Source organism: Stenotrophomonas maltophilia (genome assembly GCF_047782825.1).
Taxonomy (GTDB): Bacteria; Pseudomonadota; Gammaproteobacteria; order Xanthomonadales; family Xanthomonadaceae; genus Stenotrophomonas.
Genome location: NZ_CP180589.1, coordinates 285,268 through 311,412 on the forward strand (window position 1 = coordinate 285,268; position 26,145 = coordinate 311,412).

18 protein-coding genes are annotated in these 26,145 nt (G+C 66.8%); 6 read left to right on the forward strand and 12 right to left on the reverse strand.

From position 1 onward, the window contains the following. The first annotated feature begins 9 nt into the window (after nt 1–9). The gene (locus ACM2ZB_RS01340) at nt 10–714 is read left to right on the forward strand and encodes a DUF2058 domain-containing protein (protein ID WP_416057121.1); all 705 of its coding nucleotides are present in this window, start codon (nt 10–12) and stop codon (nt 712–714) included. 49 nt (nt 715–763) lie between these two features. Here ACM2ZB_RS01340 and ACM2ZB_RS01345 read toward each other — a convergent pair whose 3' ends face one another. The 4 genes from ACM2ZB_RS01345 to ACM2ZB_RS01360 form a co-directional block, all read right to left on the reverse strand. Beyond that, complete coding sequence (locus tag ACM2ZB_RS01345) at nt 764–1,951, reverse strand: MFS transporter (RefSeq protein WP_416057122.1); 1,188 nt, start codon at nt 1,949–1,951, stop codon at nt 764–766. A gap of 79 nt (nt 1,952–2,030) precedes the next feature. Beyond that, entirely contained in the window at nt 2,031–4,715 is a 2,685-nt protein-coding gene (gene metH / locus ACM2ZB_RS01350) for a methionine synthase (RefSeq protein WP_416057123.1), read from the reverse strand. Then, on the reverse strand, nt 4,712–5,806 hold the full coding sequence (locus ACM2ZB_RS01355; RefSeq protein WP_416057124.1) for a homocysteine S-methyltransferase family protein: 1,095 nt from the start codon (nt 5,804–5,806) through the stop codon (nt 4,712–4,714). Before ACM2ZB_RS01355 ends, metH begins: the two co-directional genes overlap by 4 nt. A 7-nt stretch (nt 5,807–5,813) precedes the next feature. Continuing rightward, nucleotides 5,814–6,743 (reverse strand): ArsR/SmtB family transcription factor, encoded by a 930-nt coding sequence (locus tag ACM2ZB_RS01360; protein ID WP_416057125.1) that lies wholly within the window; start codon nt 6,741–6,743, stop codon nt 5,814–5,816. Between the two features lie 136 nt (nt 6,744–6,879). Here ACM2ZB_RS01360 and ACM2ZB_RS01365 point away from each other — a divergent pair, with 136 nt between their 5' ends. Both ACM2ZB_RS01365 and ACM2ZB_RS01370 read left to right on the forward strand, forming a co-directional pair. Then, a complete protein-coding gene (locus ACM2ZB_RS01365) occupies nt 6,880–8,055 on the forward strand; it encodes an acyl-CoA dehydrogenase family protein (protein WP_416058600.1) in 1,176 nt (391 codons plus the stop codon). A gap of 134 nt (nt 8,056–8,189) precedes the next feature. Next, the gene (locus ACM2ZB_RS01370; protein WP_116864473.1) at nt 8,190–8,477 is read left to right on the forward strand and encodes a hypothetical protein; all 288 of its coding nucleotides are present in this window, start codon (nt 8,190–8,192) and stop codon (nt 8,475–8,477) included. 154 nt (nt 8,478–8,631) lie between these two features. On the opposite strand, the gene ACM2ZB_RS01375 is transcribed toward ACM2ZB_RS01370, so the two are convergent. From ACM2ZB_RS01375 to ACM2ZB_RS01385, 3 genes are read right to left on the reverse strand one after another with little or no spacing between them, the layout of a single operon-like run. After that, nucleotides 8,632–11,802, reverse strand: coding sequence for a multidrug efflux RND transporter permease subunit (locus ACM2ZB_RS01375; protein ID WP_416057126.1), 3,171 nt, complete (start codon nt 11,800–11,802; stop codon nt 8,632–8,634). Nucleotides 11,803–11,817: 15 nt separating this feature from the next. Next, the gene (locus ACM2ZB_RS01380; protein ID WP_416057127.1) at nt 11,818–13,077 is read right to left on the reverse strand and encodes an efflux RND transporter periplasmic adaptor subunit; all 1,260 of its coding nucleotides are present in this window, start codon (nt 13,075–13,077) and stop codon (nt 11,818–11,820) included. Further along, on the reverse strand, nt 13,077–13,733 hold the full coding sequence (locus ACM2ZB_RS01385; protein ID WP_313437780.1) for a TetR/AcrR family transcriptional regulator: 657 nt from the start codon (nt 13,731–13,733) through the stop codon (nt 13,077–13,079). Before ACM2ZB_RS01385 ends, ACM2ZB_RS01380 begins: the two co-directional genes overlap by 1 nt. Nucleotides 13,734–13,983: 250 nt before the next feature. Between ACM2ZB_RS01385 and ACM2ZB_RS01390 the strand changes: the two genes are divergently transcribed. The 3 genes from ACM2ZB_RS01390 (at nt 13,984) to ACM2ZB_RS01400 (ending at nt 21,007) form a co-directional block, all read left to right on the forward strand. Beyond that, nucleotides 13,984–18,960, forward strand: coding sequence for an NAD-glutamate dehydrogenase (locus ACM2ZB_RS01390; protein ID WP_416057128.1), 4,977 nt, complete (start codon nt 13,984–13,986; stop codon nt 18,958–18,960). Nucleotides 18,961–19,241: 281 nt separating this feature from the next. Continuing rightward, nucleotides 19,242–20,015, forward strand: a complete 774-nt coding sequence (locus ACM2ZB_RS01395) for an NAD kinase (RefSeq protein WP_313437486.1) — start codon at nt 19,242–19,244, stop codon at nt 20,013–20,015. A gap of 47 nt (nt 20,016–20,062) precedes the next feature. Further along, nucleotides 20,063–21,007 (forward strand): 5'-nucleotidase, encoded by a 945-nt coding sequence (locus tag ACM2ZB_RS01400; RefSeq protein WP_313437485.1) that lies wholly within the window; start codon nt 20,063–20,065, stop codon nt 21,005–21,007. Nucleotides 21,008–21,055: 48 nt separating this feature from the next. Here the strand turns inward: ACM2ZB_RS01400 and ACM2ZB_RS01405 are convergent, their stop codons facing one another. The 5 genes from ACM2ZB_RS01405 to ACM2ZB_RS01425 are packed head-to-tail and all read right to left on the reverse strand — an operon-like array spanning nt 21,056 to nt 26,131. After that, nucleotides 21,056–21,607, reverse strand: coding sequence for a DUF2939 domain-containing protein (locus tag ACM2ZB_RS01405; RefSeq protein WP_416057129.1), 552 nt, complete (start codon nt 21,605–21,607; stop codon nt 21,056–21,058). Between the two features lie 42 nt (nt 21,608–21,649). After that, complete coding sequence (locus tag ACM2ZB_RS01410; RefSeq protein WP_416057130.1) at nt 21,650–22,642, reverse strand: aldo/keto reductase; 993 nt, start codon at nt 22,640–22,642, stop codon at nt 21,650–21,652. Further along, a complete protein-coding gene (locus ACM2ZB_RS01415) occupies nt 22,642–23,328 on the reverse strand; it encodes a DUF2461 domain-containing protein (RefSeq protein WP_416057131.1) in 687 nt (228 codons plus the stop codon). Before ACM2ZB_RS01415 ends, ACM2ZB_RS01410 begins: the two co-directional genes overlap by 1 nt. After that, complete coding sequence (gene sbcB / locus ACM2ZB_RS01420; protein ID WP_416057132.1) at nt 23,325–24,764, reverse strand: exodeoxyribonuclease I; 1,440 nt, start codon at nt 24,762–24,764, stop codon at nt 23,325–23,327. The genes ACM2ZB_RS01415 and sbcB overlap by 4 nt, the downstream gene beginning before the upstream one ends. Beyond that, nucleotides 24,764–26,131 carry an FAD-dependent oxidoreductase gene (locus ACM2ZB_RS01425; RefSeq protein WP_416057133.1) on the reverse strand — a complete coding sequence of 456 codons (1,368 nt, stop codon included), beginning with the start codon at nt 26,129–26,131 and terminating at the stop codon, nt 24,764–24,766. The genes sbcB and ACM2ZB_RS01425 overlap by 1 nt, the downstream gene beginning before the upstream one ends. Nucleotides 26,132–26,145 lie beyond the last annotated feature (14 nt).

Consider the following 26,145-nt stretch of genomic DNA (forward strand, 5'->3'; position numbering starts at 1 on the left):
CCGAATCCTATGAGCGATACCCTCCGCGACCAGCTGATGGGCCTGGGCTTCAAGCCCGCGCCCAAGCCCGAGCGCAAGAACGATGGCCCCCGCCGTGATGGCCGCCCGCAGGGCAAGGGTGGCAATGGCAATGGCAATGGAAAGCCGCAGGGCGCTGGCAGGGGCGAGCACAAGCCGGGCGAGCGCCGTGGGCAGGGCCAGGGTCATGGCGGCCTTGGCAAGCCCGGCAAGCCCGGTGGCCCCTCGCGTGGCCACGGCCCGCAGGGCCCGCGCAAGCCGCGCAGCGCCGAAGAAATGGACCTGGCCAAGGCTTATGCCATCCGTGCGCAGAAGGAAAAGGAAGAGCGCATCGAGAACGAGCGCCTGAAGCAGGAAGAAGCGCGCCTGCGCCGCGAGGCCAAGGGCAAGCTGGAAGAACTGCTGAAGGACAAGGGCCTGAATGACGAAGCGGCCGATATCGCCCGTCATTTCCCCTACGGCGGCAAGATCAAGCGCATCTACGTGACCGCCGCGCAGCTGACCGCACTGAACGCGGGCGAGCTGGGCGTGGTCCAGCTCAACGGCCGCTACCTGCTGGTGACCGCCGAGGTGCTGGCCCAGTCCGAAGCGGTGTTCGCCGCATCGGTGGCGCTGAAGGTCGATCCGAATGCGCCGGCCGAGGAAGATCCCTACGCCGATCCGCAGTACCAGGTGCCGGACGACCTGGTCTGGTAAGCGGACCTGCAGGAAGACGAAGACGCCGGGCATTGCCCGGCGTTTTTTTTCAGTGCGCGCGGGCGGCGGCGCGGCGCGCGCGGATCAAAGGCAGGCTCAGCGCGAAGAAGCACAGCAGCGCGCCGACCAGGGCGAAGCCGCTGCCCGCCAGGAAGGCGGTGCGGCCGTTGTCGATCATCCACAGCTGGCCGGCGATGAGCGCGCCCAGCACGCCGCCGACCCCGGACGAGAAGCCATACAGCAGGCCCTGGCCGTGGCCGTTGAGGCGCCCGGGGAAGTAGGTCGCCAGCATCTGCATCGCTGCGGCGAAGAAGGCGGCGAAACCCAGCGCATGCGCGGTCTGCGCCAGCAGCATCACCGGCAGGTTTTCCGGGAACAGCGCCGTGACCGCCCAGCGCAGGCAGGAACTGGTCAGTGCGATCAGCAGCATCCAGCTGGCGTCATAGCGGCGGAAGAAGCGGCCGATGGTGAAGAACACGCCCACCTCGAACACCACGCCGATGGTCCACAGCAGGCCCAAAGTGGAGGTGCGGTAGCCGTGGTGGTCCATGTAGACCGAGAAGAAGGTGTAGTACGGCCCGAACGACAACTGTTCCATGAAGGCGGCCAGGAAGAAGGCCAGCACCGGTGGCCGCCGCACGATCTGCCAGAAGCCGCTGGCATCGCCGCCGGCCTTGCCGATGTCACGCGCATAGTGGTTGCTGAAGGCCGAGGCGACCAGCAGGGCGAACAGCGGCAGCATCATCCATGGCAGCAGCCCGGCACGGCCGGTGGTGCCGTCGCCTTCGATCAACCAGCCGAACAGGGTCACGATGGCGATGAAGCCCAGCGAACCCCAGACCCGGATCAACCCATAGCGATGGCTGTCATTGCCCAGATGGGTGAGGGTGATCGATTCGAACTGCGGCATCACTGCGTTGTAGAAGAAGCAGAACACGATCATCGCCGGGTACATCCACGGCAGCGGCAGCGGCAGCAGGAATGCGGCGAAGCTGAGCAGGGTCAGCACGCAGCCGATGCGCAGCAGGCGGATCGGCCGCGGCGAGGCCGCCGCCAGCGAGGTCCAGGTGCTGGGCGCGATTACCCGGGTGGCGTACCACAGGCCCATCATCACGCTGATGGCGGTCACGCTCATGCCGCGCGCGGTCAGGAACAGGCTCCAGTACGGAGTGAACGCGCCCAGCGCCGCGTAGTAGAACAGGTAGAAGCTGGACAGGCGGGCAGCGGGAACGGTCATCGCGGGAATAGTGCACGGTAGCGCCGGGCCATGCCCGGCGGAGGTGGGGATGACGTCGGGCATGCCCGGCGCTGCCGCCTCATTCGGGATCGTAGTCGAGGTTGGAGGCCAGCCAGCGTTCGGCCTGCGCGCGGTCCACGCCCTTGCGGCGGGCGTAGTCGCTCACCTGTTCGCGGCTGAGGCGGCCGACCACGAAGTACTGGCTCTGCGGATGGCTGAAGTAGTAGCCCGACACTGCCGCCGTGGGCAGCATGGCAAAGCTCTCGGTCAGCTCCATGCCGGCGTTGGCTTCGGCCTGCAGCAGGTCGAACAGGCGCCGCTTCTCGCTGTGCTCGGGGCAGGCCGGGTAACCCGGTGCCGGGCGCACGCCGCGGTACTGCTCGTCGATCAGCGCCTCGTTGTCCAGCGTCTCGGCGTGGTCGTAGCCCCAGAATTCCGTGCGTACGCGCTGATGCAGGCGCTCGGCCAGGGCTTCGGCGAAGCGATCGGCCAGGGCCTTCAGCAGGATCGCGTTGTAGTCGTCGTGTTCGGCTTCGAAGCGGGCAACGTGGGCATCGATGCCGATGCCGGCGGTGACCGCGAACGCGCCGATCCAGTCCTGCCTGCCACTGTCGGCCGGGGCGATGAAATCGGCCAGGCAGAAATCCGGGCGCTCGGCCGGCTTGTCCACCTGCTGGCGCAGGAAGTGCAGGGTGGTCTCGCCCTGCGGGTGCTGCACGCGCACGTCGTCGCCGACGCTGTTGGCCGGCCACAGGCCGAACACGGCCTTGGCCTGCAGCCACTTCTCATCGACGATGCGGGTGAGCATCGCGCGTGCATCGCGGTACAGCTCGCTGGCCTGGCTGCCGACAATCTCATCGGTGAGGATGGCCGGGTACTTGCCCGCCAGTTCCCAGGCCTGGAAGAACGGCGTCCAGTCGATGTAATCGACCAGTTCGGTCAGCGGGTAGTCATCGAACACGTGCAGGCCGGGCTGCTTCGGTGCGGGCGGAGTGTAGTTCGCCCAGTCGCCCTGGAACTTCTGCCCGCGTGCATGTTCCAGCGACACCAGGCGCTTGGCATCGCCTCGGTTGCGGTGGCGGGCGCGGATTTCGGCATAGTCGGCTTCATTGGCCGCGACGAAGGCCTCGCGCAGGTCGCGCGAGATCAACGACTGGGCCACGCCGACGGCGCGCGAGGCGTCCTTCACCCAGACCGTGGGCGCCTTGTAATGCGGGTCGATCTTCAGCGCGGTATGCGCGCGCGAGGTGGTGGCCCCGCCGATCAGCAGCGGCAGGTCGAAGCCCTGGCGCTCCATCTCACGCGCCACGTGGCTCATTTCCTCCAGCGACGGCGTGATCAGGCCGGACAGGCCGATCAGGTCGGCGTTGTGTTCGCGCGCGGCATCGAGGATCTTCTGCGCCGGTACCATCACCCCCAGGTCCACGACTTCGAAGTTGTTGCAGGCCAGGACCACGCCAACGATGTTCTTGCCGATGTCGTGCACATCGCCCTTCACCGTGGCCATGATGATCTTGCCATTGCTGCGGGCGGTATCGCCGCTGCGTGCCTTCTCCGCTTCGATGTAGGGCAGCAGGTAGGCCACGGCCTTCTTCATCACGCGGGCGGATTTCACCACCTGCGGCAGGAACATCTTGCCGGCACCGAACAGGTCACCTACCACGTTCATGCCGTCCATCAACGGGCCTTCGATCACGTCCAGCGGGCGGCTGGAGGCCTGTCGTGCCAGCTCGGTGTCTTCTTCCACGAAGGCATCCAGGCCGTGCACCAGTGCATGTGCCAGGCGCTGCGCCACCGGCTTCTCGCGCCAGGCCAGGTCTTCGGTCTTCGCCGCGCCCTTCTTGCCCTTGTAGCGCTCGGCGATTTCCAGCAGACGCTCGGTGGCATCGCTGCGGCGGTTGAGGATCACGTCCTCCACGCGCTCGCGCAGCTCCGGCTCCAGCTCGTCGTAGATCGGCATGGCGCCGGCGTTGACGATACCCATGTCCATGCCGGCGGCGATGGCGTGGTACAGGAACACCGAATGGATCGCCTGGCGCACTGTTTCGTTGCCGCGGAACGAGAACGAGACGTTGGAGACGCCGCCGGACACGTGGCAGTGCGGCAGCGTCTGCTTGATGATGCGGGTCGCTTCGATGAAGTCGACCGCGTAGTTGTCATGCTCTTCGATGCCGGTGGCGACGGCGAAGATGTTCGGGTCGAAGATGATGTCCTGCGGCGGGAAGCCGATTTCATCGACCAGGATGCGGTAGGCGCGGGTACAGATCTCGACCTTGCGCGCGCAGGTATCGGCCTGGCCGGCTTCGTCGAAGGCCATCACCACGGCGGCCGCGCCGTAGCGCAGGACCTTGCGTGCGTGCTCGCGGAACAGCGCCTCGCCTTCCTTCAGCGAGATCGAATTGACCACGCTCTTGCCCTGCAGGCATTTCAGGCCAGCCTCGATCACGCTCCACTTGGACGAATCGACCATCACCGGAATGCGCGCGATATCCGGCTCGGACATGATCAGGTTGAGGTAGCGGGTCATCGCCGCTTCCGAATCGATCAGGCCCTCGTCCATGTTGACGTCGAGGATCTGCGCGCCGCTGGCGACCTGCTGGCGGGCCACGTCCACCGCTTCTTCGTAGCGGCCTTCCTTGACCAGCTTGCGGAACTGCGCGCTGCCGGTGACGTTGGTACGTTCGCCAACGTTGATGAACAGCAGGTCCGGGGTGATGACCAGCGGTTCCAGGCCGGACAGGCGGGTGTAGGGCGAAGTGCTCATGCGGCCTGCTGCTCCTGTGCGCCGGGCAGGACGCGCGGCGGCAGACCGGCCACCGCCTGGGCGATGGCGCGGATGTGGTCGGGCGTGGAGCCGCAGCAGCCGCCGACCAGGTTCAGCAGGCCGTCCTCGGCGAAGCCGCGCAGGGTGGCAGCCATTTCCTCGGGCGTTTCGTCGTACTCGCCGAACGCATTGGGCAGGCCGGCGTTGGGGTGCGCGCTGACATGGCAGTCAGCCACCTGCGACAGCGTCTCCACATGCGGGCGCATGGCATCGGCGCCCAGCGCGCAGTTCAGGCCGATCGACAGCGGCCGCGAATGGGCGAGCGAGGCATGGAAGGCATCGGCGGTCTGCCCGGACAGGGTGCGGCCGGAGGCATCGGTGATGGTCCCGGAGATCATCACCGGCAGGCGCGCGCCGCGCGCATCGAAGGCTTCTTCCAGTGCGTAGAGCGCCGCCTTGGCGTTGAGCGTGTCGAAGATGGTCTCGACCATCAGGGTGTCGGCGCCACCGTCGATCAGGCCTTCGATGGCTTCGCGGTAGGTATCGCGCAGTTCGTCGAAGCTGGTGTTGCGGAAGCCGGGATCGTTCACGTCCGGGCTGATCGAGGCGGTGCGGCTGGTCGGCCCGATCACCCCGATGACGAAGCGCGGCTTGTCCGGGGTGGTGGCGGCCACCGCATCACAGCAGGCACGGGCAACGGCGGCACCGGCCTTGTTCAGTTCGTACACCAGGTGTTCCAGGTGGTAATCGGCCTGGCTGACCGAGGTGGCATTGAACGTATTGGTTTCCACCAGATCAGCACCGGCCTGCAGGTAGGCGGTGTGGATGCCGGCGATGATCTGCGGCCGGGTCAACAGCAGCAGATCGTTGTTGCCCTTCAGGTCATGGCCTTCCGGCGCCGCGTGGTCGCAGCCGGGGCCATGGGCGTGGTCGTAACCGCCGGCGAAACGCTCGCCGCGGTAGTCGTCTTCCTGCAGGCCATGGCGCTGGATCATGGTGCCCATCGCGCCGTCGATGATCAGGATCCGCTCGCGCAGTGCGGCGAGCAGGGCGTTGGCACGTTCGGGATGCAGCCAGGGCAGGGCGGACACGGCGACCTCAGGGCTTGTTGGCGATCAGCGAGATGACTTCGAAATGCGGCGGGCGCTTTTCGCGGGTGACGGTCTCCAGGCTGGACACCTGCAGGCCGGCCTTGTCGACGAACTTGCGCAGTTCCTTGTCGCTGAAGCCGAGGTTGACGTGGCCGTAGGCCTCTACCGCCGCCTTGTGCTCGTGGCGGGCCAGGCTGCACAGCAGCAGGCGCCCGCCCGGACGCAGCACGCGCGCGGATTCGGACACCGCCTGCGCCGGCTTGCTGGCGTAGGTGAGGGCGTGCATCAGCACGACCAGGTCGAAGCTGCGGTCCTTGAAGGGCAGGGCGTGCATGTCGCCCTCGCGCACTTCCACGTTGGGCAGGCGGCGCAGGCGCTCGCTGGCGGCGGCCACCACGCGGGCACTGGTATCGATGCAGACGTAACGGCTGGCGTGCGGCGCCACCAGTTCGGCCAGCACGCCATCGCCGGAGGCGATGTCCAGCACGTCGCCGGTTTCCAGCAGCGGCAGGGCGGTACGGGCCAGGGCTTCCCAGGTACGGCCGGGGGAGTAGTGGCGCTCCATGTCGCCGGCCACGCTGTCGGCCCAGTTCTGGTCGGCAGCGCGGCTGGCCATCACCGCAGCCACACGTTCAGCATCCTGGCGCAGCAGCGGGTCGTCGCTTCCGTTGCTCAAGGCATGCCACAATGCGCGCTGCGCCGGGTCCAGCTGGGCATCGTCGAAGCGGTAATAGGCCGACACGCCGGCACGGCGGTCGCGCACCAGGCCGGCTTCCTTCAGGCGCGCCAGGTGGGTCGACACCCGCGGCTGGGCCAGCCGGGTGATCGCCGACAGTTCGGCCACGGTCAGCTCTTCCTGTTCCAGCAGCGCCAGCAGGCGCACACGGGTGGCGTCGGCGAACACCTTCAGGCGGATCGACCAGTCTTCAAGATCCATAAATATCTACCTATCGCGATATAGAGATATATTCGCTGACGGCGTGTGCCCCGGTCAAGCCGCCGCTGCCGGCCAGTCAGCTGGCGATGCCCGGCCCCGGTACAATCGGGGCACCTGGGCGCGCGCTGAGCGGCCCATAACATCATGTACCCGGGAGGGTGTTGTGGATTTCAGCTTTACCGAAGAGCAGTTGATGCTGCAGGACGTGGCGCGGCGCATCGCGCAGGAAAAGATCGCCCCCAGCGCGGAGCACCATGACCGCACCGGCGAATTCCCTCTGGACAACATCCGCCTGCTGGGCGAGAACGGCCTGATGGGCATCGAAGTGCCGACCGAATACGGCGGCGCGGGCATGGACCCGATTGCGTACGTGCTGGCGATGGTGGAGGTCGCCGCCGGTGATGCTGCGCATTCGACCATCATGTCGGTCAACAATTCGCTGTTCTGCAACGGCATCCTGACCCACGGCAGCGAAGCACAGAAGCAGAAGTACGTGCGTGCCATCGCCGAAGGCGAGGCCATCGGCGCGTTCGCGCTCACCGAGCCGCAGTCTGGTTCCGATGCCACCGCCATGCGCTGCCGCGCGATCAAGCAGGCCGACGGCACCTACGTCATCAATGGCAAGAAGAGCTGGATCACCTCCGGCCCGGTGGCCAAGTACATCGTGCTGTTTGCGATGAGCGAGCCGGACAAGGGCGCGCGCGGCATCACCGCCTTCCTGATCGACACCGACAAGGCCGGTTTCGGCCGCGGCAAGACCGAACCCAAGCTGGGCATCCGTGCCTCGGCCACCTGCGAAATCGAGTTCAACGATTACGTGGCGCAGCCTGAAGACGTGCTGGGCCAGGAGGGCGAGGGCTTCAAGATCGCCATGGGCGTGCTCGACGCCGGCCGCATCGGCATCGCCTCGCAGGCCATCGGCATTGCCCGTGCCGCCTATGAAGCGACCCTGGAATACGTGAAGGACCGCAAGGCCTTCGGTGCCGCCATCGGTACCTTCCAGATGACCCAGGCCAAGATCGCCGACATGAAGTGCAAGCTGGACGCAGCCCTGCTGCTGACCCTGCGCGCTGCATGGGTGAAGGGCGAGGGCAAGCGCTTCAGCAACGAAGCGGCCATCGCCAAGCTGACCGCTTCGGAAGCGGCGATGTGGATCACCCACCAGGCCGTGCAGATCCACGGCGGCATGGGATATTCCAAGGAAATGCCGCTGGAGCGTTACTTCCGTGATGCCAAGATCACCGAGATCTATGAAGGCACTTCGGAAATCCAGCGCCTGGTGATCGCCCGCAACGAGACGGGCCTGCGCTGAGTTCGAGCGGCCGCGCCGCCGCAACGGCGGCGCGGCCAGTAGATCCACGCCATGCGTGGATGGCGTCATCGCCACTGGCCGCCGACCGTCTGATCTGTTTCAATGCGGGCCGTTTTTCTGCAGGTAGTTGCACGATGATCTATCGCGGTTGGGGATTCATGACGCTGGTGACACCGATCGCGGTGATCCTGCTGCTGGCGTACTTCTTCCCGCATGACGGCCCGAAGGGCAACATCCCGCTGCAGCAGGTGCTGCTGGGCGGTGGCATCGGCGCTGGCGTGAACGTGCTGCTGGGCCTGTGGCTGAACCGGGCGCCGCGGCAGAAGGGCGAGGCGGCGCCGCATCATTTCTTCTTCGTGCCGATGCAGTGGGTGGCGCTGGTGATCGTGGCCGTGTGTGCGGTGATCGCGCTGCTGCGCTGAGGGACGGTCGTTGCTCTGGTAGGTGCCAACCTTGGTTGGCACGAATCCAAGGGCGCCAACCAAGGTTGGCGACTACCGTGGCCTCGCGACGCGGCAACAACAAAAAAAGGCCCCGGATCGCTCCGGGGCCTTTTCATTTCAGCCTACCGCCGGATCAACGATCCGGGCGGTGTGCGGCTTCCGCGTCGCGCTGGCGCTCCATGAACTCCTTGGAGGGTTCATCCAGCTTGTCGCCCAGCATGCGGCGCACGACCACGAAGAACACCGGGATCATCAGCAGGCCCAGCAGGGTGGCGAACAGCATGCCGCCGATCACGCCGGTACCGATGGCGTGGCGGGAGTTGGCGCCGGCGCCGGTGGAGATCGCCATCGGGATCACGCCCATGATGAACGCGAAGGACGTCATCAGGATCGGGCGGAAACGCAGGCGGGCCGCTTCGATGGTGGCATCGCGCAGGGTCTTGCCCGCTGCACGCTGCTCCACCGCGAACTCCACGATCAGGATCGCGTTCTTCGCCGCCAGGCCGATCACCGTGATCATGCCGATCTTGAAGAAGATGTCGTTGGGCAGGCCGCGCAGCATCGACAGGCCGATGGCACCCAGCACGCCCAGCGGCACCACCAGCAGCACCGCCACCGGGATCGACCAGCTTTCATACAGTGCGGCAAGGCACAGGAACACCACCACCACCGACAGCACCAGCAGCAGCGTTGCTGCGTTGCCCGCCAGGATTTCCTGGTAGGACATGCCCGACCAGTCGTAGCCGTAGCCGGCCGGCAGGTCGTTGGTGACGATGTCTTCCATCGCGGTCATCGCTTCACCCGAGCTCTTGCCCGGTGCCTGCGAACCGACGATGTTGATGGCCGAGTAGCCGTTGTAGCGGCTCAGCGACGGCGGTGCCGACACCCATTCGGACTTGACCACCGTGTTCAACGGGATCATGGCGTTGGTGCCGTCCGCATTGGTGGTCAGGCTGGAGGGGCTGTAGAAGCTCTTCAGCGATTCCTGTCCGGTACGGAACGGCGCGTCGGCCTGCATGGTCACGCGCTTGATGCGGCCCTGGTAGAAGAAGTCGTTGACGTACACCGGGGCCAGCATCAGCTGGATGGTGCTGTACACGTCCGACACCGACATGCCCATCGACTGCGCCTGCACGCGGTCGACATGCAGCGCCAGCTGCGGGGCGTTTTCCAGGCCGTTCGGACGCACGCCGGTCAGCTTGTCGCTTTCCTGCGCGGCCTTGCCCAGCAGCATGTTGCGCGCCTGGGTCAGCTGTTCGTAGCCCTGGCCACCACGGTCCTGCAGCCACATGTCGAAGCCGCCGAACTGGCCCAGGCCCTGCACGGTCGGCAGGTTGACCACGAAGATCTGCGCTTCCTTGATGCCGTAGAACGCGCCGTTCATGTTCTGGATGAACTCGGGCACGGTGACCTTGCGGTCGGCCCACGGCTTGAGGCGGATGAAGCCCATGCCCACGTTCTCACCGGAACCGACGAAGCTGAAGCCGGCGATCTGCATCAGGCCTTCGTAGCCTTCCTGGTCCTTCAGGATGCCGCGCATCTGCGCGAAGACTTCGTTGGTCTGGCCCTTGGTCGAACCCGGCGGCAGCTGCACGATGGCCAGTGCGTAGCCCTGGTCTTCTTCGGGCAGGAAGCTGCCCGGCATGCGGGTGAACAGGAAGCCGCACAGCGCGGTCAGCACCACCGCCAGGATCATCCAGCGCGGCGCATGCTTCACCGCCGAGGTGATGTGGCCGACGTAGGTCCCGCTGATCTTGTCGTAGTACTTGTTGAAGGTACGGTAGACGATGTTCGGGTTGTCGTTGTGGGTCGGCTTGAGGAAGGTCGCGCACAGGGCCGGGGTGAAGCCCAGCGCCAGGAACGCGGAGAACGCCATCGAGATGGCGATGGTCAGTGCGAACTGCTTGTAGATCTCACCGGCCGCACCACCCTGCAGGGCCGAGGGGATGAACACTGCGGCCAGCACGACGGTGATGGCCACCACCGCGCCGGTGATCTGGGTCATCGCCTTCTGCGTGGCCGGCTTCGGCGTCAGGCCTTCCTCGGTCATGATGCGTTCGACGTTCTCGATCACCACGATCGCGTCATCGACCACGATGCCGATGGCCAGCACCATCGCAAACAGGGTCAGCTGGTTGATGGTGAAGCCGATCAGCCACATGCCCAGGAAGGTACCCAGCAGGGCCACCGGGATGACCAGGGTGGGGATGATCGTCGCGCGGAAGTTCTGCAGGAAGATCAGCATCACCAGGAACACCAGCAACACCGCTTCGAACAGGGTCTTGACCACTTCCTCGATGGAGATCTTGACGAAGGTGGTGCTGTCGTACGGCGAGAACCAGCTGACGCCGGCCGGGAAGCTGGGCTGCAGCTCGTCCATCTTGGCGCGCACGGCATCGGCCACGTTCAGGGCGTTGGCGCCCGGCAGCAGCTGGATGGCGAAGGCGCCGGCGGCCTGGCCGTTGTACTGGGTATCGAAGCCGTAGTTGTTGGCACCGAAGGCGACGCGGGCGATGTCCTTCAGCAGCACGCGCGAGCCGTCAGCATTGGCGCGCAGGATGATGTTCTCGAATTCCTCCGGCGAACTGAAGCGGCCTTCGGCCGACACGGTGGCGGTGAAGTGGCCGTCCGGGGACGGATCCGAGCCCAGCGAACCGGCAGCGAACTGCACGTTCTGCGCACGTACCGCCGCCAGCACCTGGCTGGCCGACAGGCCGTAGCCCTGCATCTTTTCCGGGTTCAGCCAGATGTTCATGGCGTACTCGGAACCGAACTGCTGGGTGCTGCCCACGCCGGGGATGCGCGAGACCTGGTCGAGCACGCGCGAGCCGACGATGTCGTTCAGCGCGTCACGACTGATCGTGCCGGTATCCGAACGCAGGCCGACCACCATCAGGAAGCCGGCATTGGCCTTGGCCACCACCACACCCTGCTGGGTCACTTCCGAAGGCAGTCGCGGCGTGGCCAGCGACACCTTGTTCTGCACCTGCACCTGGGCGATGTCCGGATCGGTACCGGTCTCGAAGGTGAGGGTGATCTGCGCACGGCCGTTGGAGGACGAGGACGAACTGAAGTACAGCAGGTGATCGATACCGGTCAGCTGCTGCTCGATCACCTGGGTGACCGATTTTTCAGTGGTGTCCGCGCTGGCGCCGGGGTAGGTGGCCGAGACGGTCACCTGCGGCGGGGCGATGTTGGGATAGGACTCGACGCCCAGGTTGAGGATCGCGATCACGCCGCTGAGCGAGATCAGGATCGCCACCACCCAGGCGAAGACTGGATGTTCGATGAAAAATTTAGGCATGACGGAAGGTTCCCGTTACTGCTTGGTCGATTCGGTGGCGGCCGGCTCGGCCTTGTCGGCCGCCTCGGGCTTGGCCGGCGCCTGCTCGGCGCCTGCAGCCGGGGCTGCCGGGGCGGCACCGCCGGCGGCGGGCTTGCCGTTGGCGTCCTGGCCCGGGGTCCAGGGCTTGGCCGTGGCCGGCGCCCCTTCCTTGACCTTCTGCACACCGGCCACGACCACCTTGTCACCGGCGGCCAGGCCGTCACTGACCAGCCAGTTGCCGCCCTGCGCGCCTTCGGTCTTCACGTTCTTGCGGACCACCTTGCCGTCCGCACCGACCACCATCACGTAGCCGCCGGCACTGTCACGCAGCAGGGCCTGCTGCGGCACAAGGTAGGCGTTGTTGCGCTCGCCCAGGTTGGCCTGGAAGCTGACGAAGGCACCCGGCAGCAGGATGCGCTGCGGGTTGGGCAGCACCGCACGCAGCGAGACTGCGCCGGTGGTCGGGTCGACCGTGGTGGAGGAGAAGTCCAGGGTGCCGGCTTCACCGTAGGCGGTGCCGTCGGACAGCTTCACGTTCACCGTGGCCTTGCCGTCGCCGGACAGCGCCAGTGCGCCCTTGGCCTGCTGCGCGCGCAGCTGGCTCAGTTCGTCCACGCTCAGCGAGAAGTTGACGTACAGCGGGTCCAGCTGGTCCACGGTGGTCAGCAGGGTGACATCGCCCTGGCCGACCAGCGCGCCTTCAGTGACCTGCTGCTTGTTGGCCACGCCGCTGATCGGCGCGGTCACTTCGGCATAGCCCAAGCTGATGCGCGAGGAGGTGACCGAGGCTTCGGCCTGCTTGACCGCCGCCAGGGCGGTGCGTTCGGCGGCTTCGGCGCTGTCCAGGTCGGACTTGGACACGTACTGCTGCGGAGCCAGCGAACGGGCGCGGTCGGCGGCAACCTTGGCATTGGCATAGGTCGCGCGGGCCGAGGCCAGCTGTGCTTCGGACGCATTGAGGCTGGCACGCAGCGGCGCCGGGTCGATCAGGAACAGGGTCTGGCCCTGCTTGACCTCGCTGCCTTCCTGATAGACACGCTTGAGCAGCACGCCGGGGACACGCGCACGCACGTCGGCGCTGCGGAACGGCGACAGGCGGCCGACCAGTTCACGCTGCAGCGGCAGGGTCTGCGGCTTGGCGTCGATCACGCCCACCTCCGGCGGCGGGGGCGTCTGCTGTTCCGGCTTCTTGCAGGCAGCCAGAGCGACAGCAACGGCGCACGTCAAGGCAAGGGTGCGGAGTGGGGCGGTCATCAGGAGGAACTCCGGGGTTGGTTTGTAGTGGGGGCCACCGACGGCGTTGGCGCAAAGGCGCGCAGGAAGCTGTCGACGGAGAATTCTGCCCAGCGCCGACGCAGCTGCGCGTCATCGCGGTGGGGGGTATGGAAGCGCTGTTTGTCGAAATCCTGTCCGGCGATCATGCTCAGCAGCAGTTCGGCCATGAAGTGCGGGTCGTCATGCCGGAGCTGGCCTCGCATGCAAACGGTTTCAATCCATTCAGCAAGATGAAGCGTCAATGCGCCGGCCCCATGCCGGTACAGCGTACGCGCCTCTTCGGGGAACTGCGCCGCGTCGGCGGCGATCACCCGGCAGGCCTGTCCCACATGCGGCTGGTTGAAATGCTCCAGGAAGTCGGTGGCGAATTGCAGCAGGCTGGCACGCAGGTCGTCAGTGCGGAGTGCACGGACCATGGCCCCGGTGGCGTGGCCGACGTGGCGCTGCATGACCCGCCGCAGCAGGTCCTGCTTGTTGCCGTAGCGCGAATACAGGGTCTGCTTGGAGCAGCCGGCGTGCTGGGCTACCGCATCCATGCTGATCTGCATGCCCTGCTGGGCCAGCAGTTCGCGCACGGCATCGAACACGCGCTGGTCGCGCGCGTCGAGGGCAACGGGGAGGTAGGCCGGATTCACGCGGTGGACTATACCGTCCAGTTCAGGATTGTGGAATCGTGCCGATGTTCCTGCGTGTGTCTTCCGGTAACACGTTTTGCCGATCCTGTCGGTAGCGTGCTGCCGGTGCCCGACGCCATACCGGTGCGAACTGAATAGGCGTCTAAACCGCAGCAAACCCGATTTTTTTTATTCCGTCCTGCAGCAAGGCCTTTTCCTGCGGTAGGGCTACAATTTCATTTTCCCAACTGAGCAAGCGCCCCGCTCTGCCATGAAACCGCAAAAAACCGCAGCCAAGACCGTGAAAAACAAAACCAAGCCAGCTGAGTCGGAGGTCGCAGTGACCGCTGGTTTCTCCCTGGAGCCGGTGTACACGGCCTTGCGCAAGCGTTACCCCGCGGCCGCACAGGCCGAGGCAGTGGCATTCGCCGCCGATTTCTACAAGCGCATGGAGTCGGACGAGTTCCCGCACCACACCGCTGAAGAGTGGGCGGCCCTGGCGGCAGACACCCTGGAGTTCGCGCGTGCACGCAAGGCCGGCAAGGCCAACGTGCGCGTGTTCAACCCCACGGCCAAGGCCAACGGTTGGGAATCGCCGCACACCGTGCTGCAGATCATCAACGATGACATGCCGTTCCTGGTCGACACCGTGACCATGTCGCTGGCCGAACAGGGCGTGGGCGTGCATGTGCTGGGCCACCCGGTGCTGCGCTTCACCCGCGACAAGGCCGGCAAGCTGTCCAAGGTCGGGCAGGGCGAAGCCGAATCGGTGATGCTGCTGGAAATCGACCGCCAGCCGGCCGAAGCCATGGCCGCCATCGAGCAGGCCATCAACAAGGCGCTGGATGAAGTGCGCGCGATCGTGCGTGACTGGCAGCCGATGAAGGACAAGGCGCTGGCCCTGGCCGACGACCTGGGCAGCCGCACGCTGCCGGTGGACGATGCCTCGCGCGCTGAAGCACAGCAGTTCCTGCGCTGGGCCGCCGACAACCACTTCACCTTCTTCGGCTACCGCGAATACCGCGTGGAGAAGCAGGGCAAGGAAGACGTGCTGGCGCCGCTGAACGATACCGGCCTGGGCCTGATGCGTGGCAAGGACAAGTCCGCCGCCCGTCCGGTCAAGACCCTGGCCGCGCAGGGCCTGAACGCCACGTCCGGGCTGAAGGACGCGCTGATCCTGACCAAGACCAATGCCCGTTCGCGCGTGCACCGCGCCGGTTACATGGACTACATCGGCGTGCTGGAATTCGACGCCAAGGGCAAGATCATCGGCGAACAGCGCTTCCTGGGCCTGTTCACCTCCAGTGCCTATAACCGCCGCCCGTGGGAAATCCCGCTGGTGCGCCAGCGCCACGAATATGTGATGAAGCAGTCCGGCCTGGCCCCGGCCAGCCACAGCGGCAAGGCCCTGCGCCACATCCTGGAAACCCTGCCGCGCGAAGAACTGTTCCAGTCCAGCGAGGACGAACTGTTCCGCACCGCCATGGGCGTGCTGGGCCTGCAGGAACGCGTGCGCAGCCGCCTGTTCCTGCGCCGTGACAAGTACAGCCGTTTCATTTCCGCACTGGTCTACCTGCCGCGCGAGCGCTTCAACACCGACGTGCGCCTGCGCATCGAAGCGATGCTGAAGGAAGCGCTGCACGGTGAATACGTCGACAGCTCGGTGGTGCTGGGCGAATCGCCGCTGGCCCAGGTGCACCTGATCGTGCGCCCGAAGCCGGGCGAAATGCTCGACGTCGATACCGCCGAACTGGAACAGAAGCTGGCCCAGGTGCTGCGCAACTGGCAGGACGACCTGCGCGAAGCGCTGGTGACCCGCCATGGCGAAACCGAAGGCCTGCGCATCGCCGCCCGCATCGGCAAGGCGCTGCCGGCCGGCTACATCGAGGACAACAGCACCGCCGTTGCCGCCAACGATGTCAGCCAGCTCGACGCCCTTACCGGCCCGGACGACCTGCGCCTGAGCCTGCAGGCCGTGCCGCGCGAAAACGGCGATGGCCTGCGCCTGAAGCTGTACCGCCAGCTGGACGACATTCCGCTGTCGGACGCGCTGCCGATGATGGAAAACATGGGCCTGCGCGTGATCGCCGAGCGTCCGTACCGCCTGTCGGTCGACAACGCCCCGGTGTACGTGCAGGACTTCGAGGTCGAATCGACCGCGGGTGCCATCGATGCCGCCCGCGTCGATGAGGCCTTCGGCGAGACCTTCGCCCGCGTCTGGCACGGCGATGCCGAAAACGATGCCTTCAACCGCCTGGTGCTGGCCGCCGGCCTGCACTGGCGCCAGGTCGCCATGCTGCGTGGCTACTGCAAGTACCTGCTGCAGACCGGCGTGCCGTTCTCGCAGGCCTATGTGGAAGGCACCTTCGCCCGCTACCCGCTGCTGGCCCGCCTGCTGGTCGAACTGTTCGAAGCCCGCTTCGATCCGGCCACCGGCCATGAAAGCAAGGAAGACATCGCTGCCGGGCAGGCCCAGCTGAAGGCCCACCTGGAGGTGCTGGCCGCCGGTGACGAAGCCACCCTGAAGGTGCTCAAGACCGTGGTCGACGCCCGCAAGGGTGACCGCGATACGCAGATGCAGGCCGCGCGCGAAGCGCTGCTGAAGCTGATGGACCGCGTGTCCAGCCTGGACGAGGACCGCATCCTGCGCTCGTTCATGGGCGTGATCGACGCGACCCTGCGTACCAGCTACTACCAGACCGATGCCAACGGCCAGCACGGCCATGTCATCAGCTTCAAGTTCGATTCGGCCCTGGTGCCGGACCTGCCGAAGCCGCGCCCGTACCGCGAGATCTTCGTCTACGGCCCGCGCGTGGAAGGTACCCACCTGCGCTTCGGCGCCGTGGCCCGTGGTGGCCTGCGCTGGTCGGACCGTCGTGAAGACTTCCGTACCGAAGTGCTGGGCCTGGTCAAGGCGCAGATGGTCAAGAACACCGTCATCGTGCCGGTCGGCGCGAAGGGTGGCTTCTTTGCCAAGATGCCGCCGGTGAACGGTGACCGCGATGCGATCTTCGCCAACGGCGTGGCCTGCTACAAGCTGTTCATCCAGGGCCTGCTGGACATCACCGACAACATCGTCAACAACAAGATCGTGCCGCCGGTGGATGTCGTGCGTCATGACATGGACGATCCGTACCTGGTGGTGGCTGCCGACAAGGGCACCGCGACCTTCTCCGACATCGCCAACGGCCTGGCCATCGCGCACGGCTTCTGGATGGGCGATGCGTTCGCCTCCGGTGGTTCGGTCGGTTACGACCACAAGGGCATGGGCATCACCGCCCGCGGTGCATGGGAATCGGTCAAGCGCCACTTCCGTGCGCTCGGCCGTGACAGCCAGAGCCAGGACTTCACCGCCGTCGGCGTGGGTGACATGTCCGGCGACGTGTTCGGCAACGGCATGCTGCTGTCGCGCCACATCCGCCTGGTTGCCGCGTTCGATCACCGCCACATCTTCCTGGACCCGAACCCGGATGCAGCCGCTTCGTTCGTCGAGCGTGAGCGCATGTTCACCGTGCCGCGTTCGAGCTGGGCGGACTACGATGCCAAGCTGATCAGCAAGGGCGGCGGCATCTTCCCGCGTACCCTGAAGTCGATCGAGATCACCCCGCAGGTGCGTGAAGCGCTGGGCCTGGACGAGAACGTCAAGGCACTGTCGCCGAACGATCTGATGAGCGCGATCCTGAAGTCGCCGGTCGACCTGCTGTGGAACGGCGGTATCGGTACCTACGTCAAGGCCGCCAGCGAGCAGCACAGCGATGTCGGCGACCGCGCCAACAACGCCCTGCGCGTGAACGGTGGCGAGCTGCGCTGCAAGGTGGTGGGCGAGGGCGGCAACCTGGGCATGACCCAGCTGGGCCGCATCGAAGCTGCCCAGGCCGGCGTGCTGCTCAACACCGACTTCATCGACAACTCGGCCGGTGTGGACACCTCCGACCATGAAGTCAACATCAAGATCTTGCTCAACGATGTGGTGCGCGCCAAGAAGCTGACCGTCGAGCAGCGCAACAAGCTGCTGGCGTCGATGACCGACGAGGTCGCCGACCTGGTGCTGAACGACAACTACCGCCAGAACCAGGCCCTGAGCCTGATGGAGCGGATGGCGGTCAAGCGCCTGGGTTCCAAGCAGCACTTCATCCGCACCCTGGAACAGCAGGGCCTGCTCGATCGCCAGATCGAGTTCCTGCCGTCCGATGCCGAGCTGTCCCAGCGCAAGGCACGCGGCCAGGGCCTGACCCGTCCGGAACTGTCGGTGCTGCTGTCCTACTCCAAGCTGGTGGCGTTCGCCCAGCTGCTGGATTCGGACATCCCGGAAGATCCGTACCTGTCCAAGGAACTGCAGCGCTACTTCCCGACCCCGCTGCAGAAGAAGTACGCCGACGCAATGGAGCGTCACCGCCTGAAGCGCGAAATCATCGCCACGGCCGTGACCAACCAGACCATCAACCGCATGGGCGCCACCTTCCTGATGCGCATGCAGGAAGACACCGGCCGCACCATCGCCGAGGTCGCCAAGGCCTACACCATCAGCCGTGAAACGCTGGATGCCCGCGCGCTGTGGGCGCAGATCGACGCCCTCGACGGCACCCTGCCGGAGTCGGTGCAGATCGACGCACTGGAAGTGATCTGGAAGCTGCAGCGTTCGTTCGTGCGCTGGCTGCTGTCGCGCCCGGGCCCGATGCCGGGCATCACCGAGGCGGTCAACCGCTACCAGGGCCCGTTCAACGACATCCGCGTTGCTTCGGGTGTGCTGCCGGATTCGCAGCGTCCGACCTACGAAGCCCTGGTGGCCGAGTGGAAGGAAAAGGGCCTGCCGTCCGCGCTGGCCCAGCAGCTGGCCGAACTGCACTTCCTGGAGCCGGCGTTCGACATCATCGAACTGGCCCGTACCCGCAAGCTGAAGCCGGTGGACGTGTCCAAGGTCCACTTCCGCCTGGGCGACGCCCTGCAGCTGCCGTGGCTGTTCGAGCAGATCGACGCGCTGGAGGTCAATGGCCGCTGGCACGCCGTGGCACGTGGCGTGCTGCGTGACGAACTGGCCGCACACCACCGCAACCTGGCGGGCCAGGTGCTGGGCACCAAGGGCAGCAGTGCGGAAGCCAAGGTCGCCAGCTGGATCGGCCGTGACGACAGCAGCCTGCGCTTCACCCTGGCGATGCTGGCCGAACTGGCCGAGCAGAAGACCCTGGACTACCCGACCGTCTCGGTCGCGGTGCAGCGCCTGGGCCAACTGGCCGCGCATGGTGCGTAAGCGCATTCGCGCTGACGCCCCACGGTTTGCTCTGCAAACCGTGGGCCCCATGCCAACCATGCTCCCAGATCCCCGCGCCGTTGGCGCGCCCCCCTGACTCAGGGGGGCTCCTGATCTGCTGCAGTTGGAGGAACGGCCCCGCGAAAGCGGGGCCGTTCTGCATTGTCGGGTAGTGCCGGCCGCTGGCCGGCAACCGCATGAACCGCAGCCGGGTGCAGCGGCCGGCCAGCGGCCGGCACTACCGGGTATGCTCTTGCTGGCACACCCACCCGGATCCACCGATGAGCGACACCCCCCGCATCGCTTTCCTGGCCAGCACCACCGAACCTGCGCAGATGGCCCGCGCGGCGATGGTGTCGCGCTACGGCGACCACGCACCGGACCAGGCCGACGTCCTGTGCCCGCTGGGCGGCGATGGCTTCATGCTGCAGACCCTGCATCGCCATGGCCACCTGGGCAAGCCGGTGTTCGGCATGAAGCTGGGCACGGTCGGCTTCCTGATGAACCAGTACCACGCCGACGGCGACGTGGTCGCCCGCATCGCGCGCGCCGAGCCGGCCAACCTGCGGCCGCTGGAAATGCTGGCCCTGACCGAATCGGGCACCACCACCGGCTCGCTGGCCTACAACGATGTGTCCCTGCTGCGGCAGACCCGCCAGGCCGCGCATATCGGCATCGATCTGAACGGCCAGGAACGCGTGGCCGAACTGATCGGCGATGGGGTGCTGGTGGCCACCCCGGCCGGCAGCACCGCCTACAACTACTCGGCGCACGGCCCGGTGCTGCCACTGGGCTCGCACACCATCGCACTGACGCCGCTGGCCCCTTACCGGCCCCGGCGCTGGCGCGGGGCCATCCTCAAGGCCGACACCGAAGTGCGCTTCCGTGTGCTGGACCCGTACAAGCGCCCGGTCAGCGTCACCGCCGATTCGCACGAGACCCGCGATGTGGTGGAAGTGACCATCCGCGAGTCCAAAGACCGCCGGGTGACCCTGCTGTTTGACCCGGAGCACAACCTGGAAGACCGGATCCTGAGCGAACAGTTCGTTTTTTGACGACAATAGGCCGCCGGCCCCGCCGATCGCTTGAAGGACCCCCACCGATGGGCGACAACACCCCCCGTTTGCTGACCGTCGCGGTGACGTCGCGCGCCTTGTTTGACCTGGAAGAAAGCCACTCGCTGTTCGAGAGCGATGGCGTGGCGGCCTATGCCGAATACCAGCGCCAGCATGAGGACGACATCCTCGGCCCCGGCGTGGCCTTCCCGGTGGTGCGCAAGCTGCTGGCCCTGAACCAGGGGGCCAGCCCGGAGAACCCGCGGGTCGAGGTGATCCTGCTGTCGCGCAATTCGGCCGACACCGGCCTGCGCATCTTCAATTCCATCCAGCATTACGGCCTGGGCATCATCCGTGCGACCTTCACCGCCGGTGAGCCGACCTGGCCGTATGTGAAGCCGTTCGGCACCGACCTGTTCCTGTCGGCCAACCCCGAATCGGTGCGCAGTGCACTGCGCCACGGCATCGCCGCGGCGACCATCCTGCCCAAGCCGCCGGGTGAAACCGCCGCAGCGGCGGCTGACCAGATCGATATCACGCGTCCGGCCGGCCAGCTGCGCATCGCCTTCGATGGTGACGCGGTGATCTTCGGTGACGAGAGCGAGCGCATTTCGCGCGAGCAGGGCGTGGAAGCCTTCGGCCGCCACGAGCGCGAGCGTGCCCGTGAGCCGCTCAGTGGCGGCCCGTTCCGTGGCTTCCTGTCGGCCCTGCACACGCTGCAGGAAGTATTCCCGGCCGGCGACAGCGCACCGATCCGTACCGCGCTGGTGACCGCGCGTTCGGCGCCCGCGCACGAGCGGGTGATCCGCACCCTGCGCGAATGGGGGGTGCGCCTGGACGAGGCGCTGTTCCTGGGCGGCCGCCACAAGGGGCCGTTCCTGCAGGCCTTCGGCGCGGACATCTTCTTCGATGATTCGCAGCACAACATCGACAGCGCCCGCGAACACGTTGCCGCCGGCCACGTTCCGCACGGCGTCGCCAACGAGGGATAAGGCGGAACCGGCCGCCGGGCCATGCCCGGCGAGCGCAGCGGGCGCGCGTTACGGGCTGCCCGACATTCCCAGCTGCAGGTCCACCACCTTCCAGCGCAGGCCCTGCGGTTCCAGCACCACCTTCAGCGGGGGCTCGCCGGGGCCGCGGTCGACATCGATCACGAAGCGGTCCAGCGCCTCGAAATGATGCTCGGCATTCTTCAACGGCCGTGCCGGTTCGGTCGGGCCGAAGGCATCGCCGCCCTGCAGTTCATTGCGGCCGCGCTTCCACAGCACATGGCCCTGCAGCATCGCGCCGATGCCGGTGGGGGTCACCAGGGTGTCCACGGCGGCGCCACCGATCCTGTCGCCCAGGCCGTACAGCAGTGCGCCAAACGGGCTGGTGGCCACGTCCGGCCCGGCCTGGCGCACCATGTAATCGTTGAGCTGGGCGCGCAGGCTGCTGCGCACGCGCGGGAAGTCCACGTAGCGTTCGAGTTTCGCGGTATCCCGCTGCTCGATGGCCTTGGACAGGCCATGCACGGTCAGATAGGGGCCGCTGAACCACCACGCGACGATAGCCAGGACCAGGGCGACCAGGATGCCGATGAGTTTCTTCATGGCGCCCAGACTGCCGCAACCGCGGCCGCAGCGGGTTAAGCGTCAGTGACTGGGTGAGCCGCGGCCATCGCCGAAGGCGGCCACCAGCCGCTGCCGCTCGGCACCCTCCAGCGCCTGCACACGGGTCTGCAGCACCTGGTCCAGGCTGCCGACACGGGTGGTGCCAAGGATGCCGCTGGCCACGCCAGGGTGCTGCAGCACATAGGCGAAGGCGGTCTGCGCGGGGCGCTGGCTGCGCACGGACGCCACCGCGCGGCGCATGTCGCGGGCGCTGCGCATCAGTGCGCGGCTGCTGGGTTTCAGCCAGGCCCGGGCCAGGTACCAGGCATCGGCCAGGCGCGGCAGGCGTGGCCGTGCCGGCAGCAGGTGGCCCTGCGCGAGTACGGTGCCGGCCAGCACGCCGATGCCCGCGGCCTGCAGCTGGTCGATCAGCGGTTCGCGGTCCTGCTGCAGGGCGTTGTAGTCCAGCAGCACCACATCGAATACATCCGGGTGGGCGATCATCCAGCGCAGGGTCGACGCCGAATGGGTGTTGATGCCGGTGTGGCGGATCAGGCCGCGCTCGCGCAGGCGCTGCAGGGCCTGCAGCAGGTCGTCGTTGATGTCGTGCTCGCTGGCGCCGTGCAGCTGGTAGATATCCAGATGGTCCAGGCCCAGGTTGCGCAGCGAGGCTTCGCAGCTGGCAGTGATCGCGGCGGCGGAGAAGTCGCGCTGCTCGGCACCGCTGATGCCGGCCTGGCCGGTCAGCGTGCCGCCCTTGCTGGAGACCACCAGGGATTCACGCGGGTAGCGCGACAGCAACGGGCGCAGGATGCGGCCCAGGCGCGGTTCAGCATGGAAAGCGGAATAGTTGTGGCCGGTGTCGAGCAGGTTCACGCCCTGCGCCAGCGCGTGTTCGACCACGGCGGCAGCAGCGCCCTCATCGAAGCGACGATGGCCCCAGAAGCCTGAACAACCCAGCCCGATCGGGGAGACCGACAGACCGGTACGTCCCAGCGTACGGCGTTGCCGGCCCAGCGGCAGATCGTTCGCCATCAGAACTCCAGGTCCAGGGCGGCGCACAGGTAATCAACGAACGGGCCCAGCGTGGCCAGGTCCTTGCCCAGGGTGGACAGCAGGCGCGGGCCGGTCATGGTGTCGTCGTCCAGCGAGCGCCACATCACCCAGTTGCGGTGCTTGAGGTCATCGATGAACTCGAAATCGGCGGGGAAACCGCGCGGCGGCCGCACCAGCTTTTCGGTCTGCTCGAAATCGAAGCGCTTGCGCAGGGCACTGCCGTGCGCGGCGGCCTTCCAGCTGCCGGGGTTGTCCAGGATGAAGTGGCGCACGCGGCGCTGGGTATCCGGTTCCGGGTGCCACAGGCCGGCGCCGACGAAGCTCTCGCCCGGCTGCAGGTGGATGTAGAACGACGGCGCGGCCACTTCGCGGCGGCGCTCATGGAACAGGCGGGCACCCTGCCAGGTCTTGTACGGCGACTTGTCGTGCGAAAAGCGCGCGTCGCGGTGGATGCGGAACAGCGAGCCGCCGACACCGCGCGTGTCCGAACGGAAATGGTCGCTGACTTCGGTCAGGGCCGGCTGCAGATCGCCCAGCAGGCGCAGGAACGGCTGCCGCACGTGGTCTTCGTACTGCTGGCGGTGGTCGTTGAACCAGGTCTTGTCGTTGTGCCGCGCGAGGCTGCGCAGGAACTTGAAACTGGCATCGGAGAAATAGGTGCTCACAGCGTCTCCTGCAGGTGGTGGCCCCAGTCGCGCAGCGATTGCAGCAGGGCGGCCCGGCGCGCGTCATCGGGCGCTTCGGCGGCCAGCGCGTCGATCTGCTGCTCGTATTGGGGCAGGTTCAGTTCGCCCAGGCCGCTCTCGCCGAGCAGGCGCTGGCGGCGGTAATCCAGCCAGCGCTCGCGTTCAGCCGGTGCGAGGCTGTCGGGATGGTTGCGTGCGCGGTAGCGGAACAGCAGCTCGGGCAGGCGTGGGTCGCGGAAGCGGCCTTCCAGCGCGGCCAGCAGCTGCGGCGCGCTGGTGCGGGCCAGGGCAAGCAGGGGCTTGTCGCCGGCGCCGAGGAAGCCGTCGTACAGCGAGGCATCCACGTCCGAGACGGTGGCTGGGCGCGGCTGGTTGAACACCTGGCGGGCCTTCTCGGCCAGCTGCGGCGCGACCGCGCGCAGGCGCTCGGCCTTGGCTTCGATCGCGGCCACGTCCAGGCCCAGGCGGGCGTGGTCGTCGGCACGCAGGTGGTTCCAGGCCACCAGGGCCGGCACCTTGTTCAGATGCACTTCCTTCAGCGGCACGCGGGCCACGCCTTCGGGCAGTTCGCTGGCGCGCATGTACAGGCGCTGGGCGATCAGCTCGGCCGGCAGTTCCAGCAGATCGTCGATCTCGCCTTCCAGGTCGAACACGATCACCCGGTTGTTGATGGTCGGGTGCACCGCCAGCGGCAGCACCGGCGCGGCGCACAGGCGGCTGGCCGGGTAGCGCATGGAAATGTGCAGCACCGGGTTCATCGCGGCCACATCCAGCAGGCTGCCGACGAAGCGCTTGTCGCGCAGCTTCAGTGCGTAGTCCCACAGCCGCGGCTGCGACTGCTTGAACAGCCGCGCCATGCCGATGGTGGCGCGCACGTCCGACAGCGCCTCGTGCGCATCGCCTTCGCGCACGTTGTTGGCCTCGGCCAGGTGCTCAAGCTTGAAGGACGTTGCACCATCCTCGCGCAGCGGCCACTGGATGCCGTCCGGGCGCAGGGCGCGCATCAAACGCAGCATGTCCAGCAGGTCCCAGCGTGAATTGCCGTTGCGCCACTCGCGTTCGTAGGGATCGTGGAAATTGCGGAACAGGCCGTAGCGGATGAACTCATCGTCGAAGCGGAGCGTGTTGTAGCCCAGCGCGCAGGTGCCGGGCCGTGACAGTTGCTCGTTGATGCGGTCGAAGGCCTCCGCTTCGCTGATGCCCTCGGCCATCGCCTGCTGCGGGGTGATGCCGGTGACCATCGTGGCCATCGGCGAGGGCAGCAGGTCGTCGGCAGGGCGCACGAAGAAACTGACCGGGGTGTCGATCTCGTTGAGGTCGGCGTCGGTACGGATCGCGGCGTACTGCGAGATGCGCGTGCGCCGCGGGTCCTGGCCGAAGGTTTCCAGGTCGTAGAACAGGAAGCTGTCGGCCATCAGTGTGCGCCCTCCAGCACCGGCAGCTGCACGTGGATCTGCGCTTCCAGCGTGCCCCAGTCGATGTTGTCCAGTGAGTCGTGGCCGGCCGTGGCTGCCACCAGCATGTCGCGCTGGATGTCGGTGCGGCGCAGGGCCTCGGCGTACGGCGTGTGCAGGAACGTGACCATGGTGTAGTGCGGTACGAAGCGCGTCGGCCAGCGGCGCTGCAGTTCCTGTTCGAGCTCGCGCTGCAGCAGGAAGGCCGGGTCGGCCACGCGGTCACGCATTTCCAGGTAGTTGTCCAGCGCCATCTGCTGGATGGCCTGGGCATTGGGCTTGCGCTCGGCCTCGAAGGCGGCGAAGGCGCCCTCCAGATCGTCTGCGTCCATCAGGTGCCGGGCCAGCGCCACGCAGTCCTCGAAGGCGCAGTTCATGCCCTGGCCGTGGAACGGCACCATCGCATGGGCGGCATCGCCGATCAGTACCGCGCGGCCGCCCTGGTGCCAGCGCTCCAGGGTGAGCGTGCCGAGCAGGCCCGGCGGGTGCTGTTCCCAGTCGGCACGCAGGTTCGGGATCAGCGGCAGGGTGTCGGCGAACTCGCGCGCGAACAACGTCTCGGCCTGCGCACCGGTGTTGACCGTGGCAAAGCTGGGATCGCCCTTGTTCGGCAGGAACAACGTGACGGTGAAGGTGCCTTCGTGGTTGGGCAGGGCGATGCACATGTAGTGGCCGCGCGGCCAGATGTGCAGCGCATTGCGCTCGATGCGGAAGCTGCCATCGGCGGCCGGCGGGATCTCCAGTTCCTTGTAGGAATGGTCGAGGAAGGCGATGTCCTCGCCCAGCGGCGCGCGCCGGTTCATCGCGGCACGCAGCGCCGAGCCGGCGCCATCGGCACCGATGAGGGTATCGAAGCGGATGTCGTGCGGGCTGTCGTCGCGGTCGTCGATGAAGCGCGCGTAGCCGGCGTCGAAATCGACCGTGTGCAGGCGGCGGTGGAAGTGCACGGTGGCACCGGCCTGTTCGGCCAGTTCCAGCAGCGTGGTGTTCAGGTCGCTGCGGTGGATCGACCAGATCACTTCGCTGTCATCACGGCCATAGCGCTGCAGCTGCGGTTCGCCCTCGCGCGGGTGCACCATGCGCCCGCGCATCATCACCGCGCGGGCCATCACCTCGTCTTCCACGCCGGCCTGGCGCAGCGCGTTGCGCCCGCGCTCGGCCAGTGCCAGGTTGATCGAACGGCCGCTTTCGTAGTCGGCCACACGCGGGTCGCCGCGGCGTTCGTACAGGGTGATGCGCCGGCCCTGCCGCGACAGCAGGATGGCCAGCAGGGAACCGGCCAGGCCGGCACCGATGATGCTCAACGAGCGGGATGCATGTGCGATCAACGAACTGTCCAGCA

Bases quoted from the DNA above. Each gene is read 5' to 3' on its own strand.
- ACM2ZB_RS01380 (WP_416057127.1), bottom strand. From the start codon at position 13,077: ATGACCGCCCCACTCCGCACCCTTGCCTTGACGTGCGCCGTTGCTGTC.
- ACM2ZB_RS01405 (WP_416057129.1), bottom strand. From the start codon at position 21,607: ATGAAGAAACTCATCGGCATCCTGGTCGCCCTGGTCCTGGCTATCGTC.
- ACM2ZB_RS01395 (WP_313437486.1), top strand. From the start codon at position 19,242: ATGAGCGACACCCCCCGCATCGCTTTCCTGGCCAGCACCACCGAACCT.
- ACM2ZB_RS01400 (WP_313437485.1), top strand. From the start codon at position 20,063: ATGGGCGACAACACCCCCCGTTTGCTGACCGTCGCGGTGACGTCGCGC.
- ACM2ZB_RS01360 (WP_416057125.1), bottom strand. From the start codon at position 6,743: ATGGATCTTGAAGACTGGTCGATCCGCCTGAAGGTGTTCGCCGACGCC.
- ACM2ZB_RS01410 (WP_416057130.1), bottom strand. From the start codon at position 22,642: ATGGCGAACGATCTGCCGCTGGGCCGGCAACGCCGTACGCTGGGACGT.
- ACM2ZB_RS01345 (WP_416057122.1), bottom strand. From the start codon at position 1,951: ATGACCGTTCCCGCTGCCCGCCTGTCCAGCTTCTACCTGTTCTACTAC.
- metH (WP_416057123.1), bottom strand. From the start codon at position 4,715: ATGAGCACTTCGCCCTACACCCGCCTGTCCGGCCTGGAACCGCTGGTC.
- ACM2ZB_RS01375 (WP_416057126.1), bottom strand. From the start codon at position 11,802: ATGCCTAAATTTTTCATCGAACATCCAGTCTTCGCCTGGGTGGTGGCG.
- ACM2ZB_RS01340 (WP_416057121.1), top strand. From the start codon at position 10: ATGAGCGATACCCTCCGCGACCAGCTGATGGGCCTGGGCTTCAAGCCC.
- sbcB (WP_416057132.1), bottom strand. From the start codon at position 24,764: ATGGCCGACAGCTTCCTGTTCTACGACCTGGAAACCTTCGGCCAGGAC.
- ACM2ZB_RS01370 (WP_116864473.1), top strand. From the start codon at position 8,190: ATGATCTATCGCGGTTGGGGATTCATGACGCTGGTGACACCGATCGCG.
- ACM2ZB_RS01390 (WP_416057128.1), top strand. From the start codon at position 13,984: ATGAAACCGCAAAAAACCGCAGCCAAGACCGTGAAAAACAAAACCAAG.